6 protein-coding genes are annotated in these 5,262 nt (G+C 61.1%); all 6 read left to right on the forward strand.

Annotated features, from left to right (window positions below):
- On the forward strand, positions 1-173 hold a 173-nt coding region (locus tag HMPREF9163_RS12460), incomplete at its 5' end, for a Maf family protein (RefSeq protein ID WP_009440816.1).
- A complete protein-coding gene (gene radC, locus HMPREF9163_RS05960; protein WP_009440817.1) occupies positions 160-837 on the forward strand; it encodes a DNA repair protein RadC in 678 nt (225 codons plus the stop codon). The genes HMPREF9163_RS12460 and radC, both read left to right, overlap by 14 nt.
- Positions 838-938: 101 nt before the next feature.
- Positions 939-1,322, forward strand: a complete 384-nt coding sequence (locus HMPREF9163_RS05965) for a universal stress protein (protein WP_009440818.1) — start codon at positions 939-941, stop codon at positions 1,320-1,322.
- Positions 1,323-1,337: 15 nt separating this feature from the next.
- A complete protein-coding gene (locus HMPREF9163_RS05970; protein WP_037346275.1) occupies positions 1,338-2,345 on the forward strand; it encodes a deoxyguanosinetriphosphate triphosphohydrolase in 1,008 nt (335 codons plus the stop codon).
- A 12-nt stretch (positions 2,346-2,357) separates the two neighbouring features.
- Positions 2,358-4,139: a DNA primase gene (gene dnaG / locus HMPREF9163_RS05975; RefSeq protein ID WP_037346278.1), complete on the forward strand. Its 1,782-nt coding sequence runs from the start codon at positions 2,358-2,360 to the stop codon at positions 4,137-4,139.
- A 91-nt stretch (positions 4,140-4,230) separates the two neighbouring features.
- Positions 4,231-5,262: sigma-70 family RNA polymerase sigma factor (locus HMPREF9163_RS05980; RefSeq protein WP_009440821.1), on the forward strand; the 1,032-nt coding region annotated here is incomplete at its 3' end.

Below are 5,262 nucleotides of genomic sequence, written 5' to 3' on the forward strand. Positions count from 1 at the left end.
CGGGCGAGCCGATGGGCAAGGCGGGCGCGTACGCGATTCAGGGGCGTGCGGCAATCTACATCGAGGAGCTGCACGGCTCGTTCTCGAACGTGGTCGGCTTGCCGCTCCACGCCGTTGCGGCGCTTGCACGTACGGCGGGGGTCACGATGGAGGATGGCGATGAATCTGCGTGATCTGCCAGCGGGCGAGCTGCCACGTGAGCGCCTGATTGCACGCGGCGCAGAGGCGCTCAGCGATGCAGAGCTGCTCGCAATCCTCCTGCGCACGGGGCGCGCGGGCGAGAATGTACTGGAACTTGCGCGCGGCATTGTTGCGCGTTTTCGCGAGACGGGGCTGCACGAGATCCTTGCGATGCCATGCGCCGAGTTCGCACGCATACCGGGCATCGGCACGGCAAAGGCGGCGACCGTGCTCGCGGCACTCGAACTTGGACGGCGCGCGCAGCAGACGGCAAAGAGCCGCCCGCGCATCCGCGAGGCATCTGATGTAGCGGAGTTGCTGCGCCCGCGCTTTCGTGCGGAGAAACGTGAGCATTTCCTCGTGCTGCCACTCAGCGCAAAGAACGAGGTGCTGATGGTCGCGGATGTGTCCGTGGGCACGCTCACGAATGCGCTTGTGCACCCACGTGAGGTCTTCGAGCCGCCGATCCGCTGCGGCGCAGCGCACATCATCCTCGCGCACAATCACCCGAGCGGCGACCCCGCGCCGAGCGCAGAGGATCACCGCCTCACGCGCGTGCTCAAGGATGCGGGCGCACTCCTCGGCATCCCCGTGACAGATCACGTCATTATCGGGGGAGACGGCTTTTTCAGCTTTGCGGAGGAAGGTGTGCTGTAATCAATACTTTTTTTGAAAAGAGAGAGGAATTCACACATCAATCATCGAAATATACTGATACCTTAGGAAATACTCTTGTTAAAGATTAATTAGGAGGGATTATGATGAGCAAGATCAAAAAGATCCTCGTTCCGGTCGATGGGTCGGTGAACGGCTGCAAGGCGGTCGATGAGGCGATCTTCTTCGCGGAGAAATGCGACGCAGAGCTCGACTTCGTTTATGTTGCGAGCAACATCAACAAGGACATCCCGAGCCACATCGTCTTTGACCGCATCTGGGAAAAGCTCTCGGACAACCGCAAGGCGCGCAAGCACGTCAAGAGCGGGCATATCGCCAAGAGTATTCTCGAAGTCGCGGATGAGGAGGGCAGCGACATGATCATCATGGGCAGCCGCGGGCTTGGCCTCCTCAAGGGCGTGCTCATCGGCAGCGTCAGCCAGAAGGTGATCGAGGAGGCCAAGATCCCCGTCATGGTCATCAAGTAGCGGGAGGTGTCGTCCTTGACCGTTCGAGAGCGGCTTGAGGCGCAGGAGGATGCACTCCTCTCACCGCTGGCGGCGCGGAGCAAAGACGCAAAGCGCAGTCATCTGATGGAGGAGTGCCCCTTCCGCACGAAATTCCAGCGCGATCGCGACCGCATCCTGCACTCGAAGTCGTTTCGTCGGCTCAAGCACAAGACGCAGGTCTACATTGTCGCGGGCGACCACTACCGCACGCGCATGACGCATACGCTCGAGGTGGCGCAGATCTCGCGCACGATTGCGCGCGGGCTCATGTTGAACGAGGATCTGACGGAAGCGATCGCGCTCGGTCACGATGTCGGACACACGCCGTTCGGACACGCGGGTGAGGCGGTTGTGGAGGAGATCACGGGGCATTTTGCCCACAATGAGCAGAGCCTGCGCATGGTCGAGATCCTCGAGCGCGGCGGGCACGGGCTGAACCTCACGGGCGCGGTGCGCGACGGCATCCTGAACCATACGGGCAAGGGCATGCCGACGACGTTCGAGGGACGGATTGTGCGCATTGCCGACCGCATTGCCTACCTCTGCCATGACTACGACGACAGCATCCGCGCGGGGCTTCTGACGCCCGAAGAGCTGCCCACGGAGGTGCGCGACGCATTTGGTACGGATACGTCCGCGATGATTACGAGCATGGTGTCGGATATGATTGTCACCTCGGAGGCGCGCGGTGACGCGGCGCTCTCGGATGAGGTGCAGCACGTCATGGACACGTTCCGCGCCTTTATGTTCGAGCATATCTACCACTCCAAGACGCTCGCGCACGAGCGCGCACAGGCGGGCTTTGTTCTGCGTGCCCTCATGGATCATTTCACCGTGTATTTCCACACGCTTCCGCCTGAGTTTATTGCGCGCGAGGCGCGCTGGGGTCGCGAGCAGTGCGTCGTGGACTATGTGGCGGGGCTGACGGACAGCTACGCCGTCGCACTCTTCCGCGAGATCTACATTCCGCCCGTGGATCAGATGACAATCAAACCAATATAAAAGGAGAAAAACATGCGTGACCCAAGGATGGAGGCATTTGTGCAGCAGGTACGCGCGCAGACCGACATCCTTGCCGTCGTGCAGGGCTATGTCCCGCTGAAGCGCAAGGGCAACCGCTACTGGGGCTGCTGCCCTTTCCACAACGAAAAGACTGCGTCGTTCTCCGTTGTGCCCGCCGACGGCTTCTTCTACTGCTTCGGCTGCCACGCGGGCGGCGACGCGTTCAAATTCATCTCGCTCATGGAGCACATCACGCCGTTCGAGGCGATCCTGCGGCAGGCGGAGCAGCTCGGCATCGAAAAGCCGGAGCAAAAGCGTGACCCGCGCGAGGAGGCACGTCTGCGTGAGCTGGACGATCTGCGCAAGGTGAATGCGCTCGCGCGCGACTTCTTTCACAACTGTCTCACCGTGACGCGCTACGGCGCGGCGGGCAAGGCATATCTCGCGGGGCGCGGCATTACGGACGAGGCGATTGTACGCTACGGCATCGGCTTTGCACCCGATGCGTGGTCGAAGCTCTCCGATGCGTTCCGAAAGCGTGGCATATCGGATCATATTCTCGTAACGGCGGGACTTGCCGTGAGGCGTGAGCGCGGTGAGGGCGTCTATGACCGCTTCCGCAACCGCGTCATCATCCCGATCGCGGATGAGCGCGGGCGCATTGTCGCCTTTGGCGGGCGCGCGCTCGGCGACGCGCAGCCGAAGTATCTCAATACGGCGGAGACACCCGTATTCAACAAACGCAAGCTTCTCTTCGGACTCGATCGTGCGCATCGCGCCATTGCGAGCGAGGGTGCGGCGATTGTCGTCGAGGGCTATATGGACGCAATTGCCGCTTGGGAGGCGGGGGTTCAGAACGTCGTCGCGACGCTCGGCACCTCGTTCACGAGCGACCATGCAGCGCTGCTCCTGCGCCGTGCGCCGCACATCGTCTTCTGCTACGACAGTGATGCGGCGGGACAGGAGGCGACACTGCGCGCTCTCACAGCCGTGCGCGGACGTGCGGCAGAGGTGCGCGTGCTCCTCCTGCCGGACGGCAAAGATCCCGACGAGTATGTCCGCACGCACGGCGCGGAGGCGTTCCGCGCGCTCGTGGAGACGGCTGTCCCCGCGCCCGCGTTCCGTCTGCGCCACGTGCGCAGCCATATGACGGACAGCGTGGAGGGACGGCGCGCCGCTCTTCGGGAGATGCTGCCCGTGCTTGCGGAGCTGGACGAGATCACGCGTGCCGCCTACGTGCGGCAGACGGCGACGGAACTCTTCTTGGACGAGGGGATTGTGACGGATGCCCTGCGCCGCTTTCTGCGGCAGGGGGCTGCGGAGCCACTACAGAACACTGCGCCGCAGCGCATGGCCGTGCGACAGGGAGACGATGCTCTGCGGCGCGCGGGGCGCGAGATTATTGCGGCAATTTGGCGAGATCCTGCGCTTCTCACCGAAATTTTATCTTCCATTCCGATGGAGGATTTTCCCGATGAATTCATCGCCGGACTGCTCCGTGCGATGGCGGCGCATCTCGATGCGGGCGGTGTTCTGGATGCGGACTTTATCGCTGCACAGCCTACAGCGGCGGGGGATGAGCTCACACGCGCCATCGTCGAGGAGGGGAGTACGGAGGCCTCCTATCAGGAGGCTCTGGGGACGCTCCGACGTAGTTATTTGACGCATGCACTTGCACGGCATACGCGCCGCGCTGAGGAGATGATGCAAGAAGGAAAAGAGGGATACATTGACGAATTAAACGAAGTGAAGAAAATACAGGATGAGATTGCCCGTGAAAATTTGCACGAATAAATACGCGCACTTTAGTGCTCGAACCTTTATAGCGATATACTAAATGATAGATTTTATTAGATAATACTACAAACTGAAAGGAGGGGGCAAAATGCAGACAGCAACAGCGCGGATCGAACGAGATGAAATGACTGGAATGGGAAATATCAGCGAGCTTGTGGCAAAGGGAAAGTCGAACGGCGGAACACTGACCTGCGGTGAACTTATCGAAACATTCAGCATATGGAATATGACCCCCGACGATATGGATGGGCTCTATCAGCGCCTCAGCGACGAGAGCATCGAGATCGTGGACGATACGGCGGTCGGCGAGAGCAGCGATGATGACGTGCTCGAGCCGGTGGATGACATTGACAAGGACGAGGAGGAAATCGAGATCGACCTCAGCGTCCCCGAGGGGGTCGCGCTGGACGATCCTGTCCGCATGTACCTCAAGGAGATTGGTCGCGTGCCACTTCTGACGGCAGAGGAGGAGGTTGAGCTTGCGCGGCGCATGGAGGCGGGCGACGAGACTGCGCGCCATCGGCTCGAGGAGGCAAATCTGCGTCTTGTCGTGAGCATCGCCAAGCGCTATGTCGGCCGCGGCATGCTCTTTCTCGACCTGATACAGGAGGGCAACCTCGGACTCCTCAAGGCGGTTGAAAAATTCGACTACAGCAAGGGCTACAAGTTCAGCACGTATGCAACGTGGTGGATCAGGCAGGCGATTACGCGTGCGATTGCCGATCAGGCACGCACGATCCGCATCCCTGTCCACATGGTCGAGACGATCAACAAGTACATCCGCATTTCGCGGCAGCTCCTGCAGGAACTCGGGCGCGATCCCACACCCGACGAGGTAGCAAAGCATATGGGGCTGAATACGGCGCGCGTGCGTGAGATCATGAAGATCGCGCAGGAGCCCGTTTCGCTCGAGACCCCGATCGGCGAGGAGGAGGACTCCCATCTCGGCGACTTTATCGAGGATGAGGCGGCGCTTGACCCCGCAGATGCAGCCTCGATGATGTTGCTCAAGGAGCAGATTGCCGACGTGCTGAAGACGCTTGCGCCGCGTGAGGCGGAGGTTCTGCGTCTGCGCTTCGGGCTTGAGGACGGTCGTTCGCGCACGCTCGAGGAGGTCGGG

The sequence above is a fragment of the Selenomonas sp. oral taxon 138 str. F0429 genome, assembly GCF_000318175.2.
Taxonomy (GTDB): Bacteria; Bacillota; Negativicutes; order Selenomonadales; family Selenomonadaceae; genus Centipeda; species Centipeda timonae.

What these genes read in the sequence shown, in the direction of transcription:
- radC (WP_009440817.1), top strand. Translation starts at nt 160, where the DNA reads ATGAATCTGCGTGATCTGCCAGCGGGCGAGCTGCCACGTGAGCGCCTG.
- HMPREF9163_RS05965 (WP_009440818.1), top strand. Translation starts at nt 939, where the DNA reads ATGATGAGCAAGATCAAAAAGATCCTCGTTCCGGTCGATGGGTCGGTG.
- dnaG (WP_037346278.1), top strand. Translation starts at nt 2,358, where the DNA reads ATGCGTGACCCAAGGATGGAGGCATTTGTGCAGCAGGTACGCGCGCAG.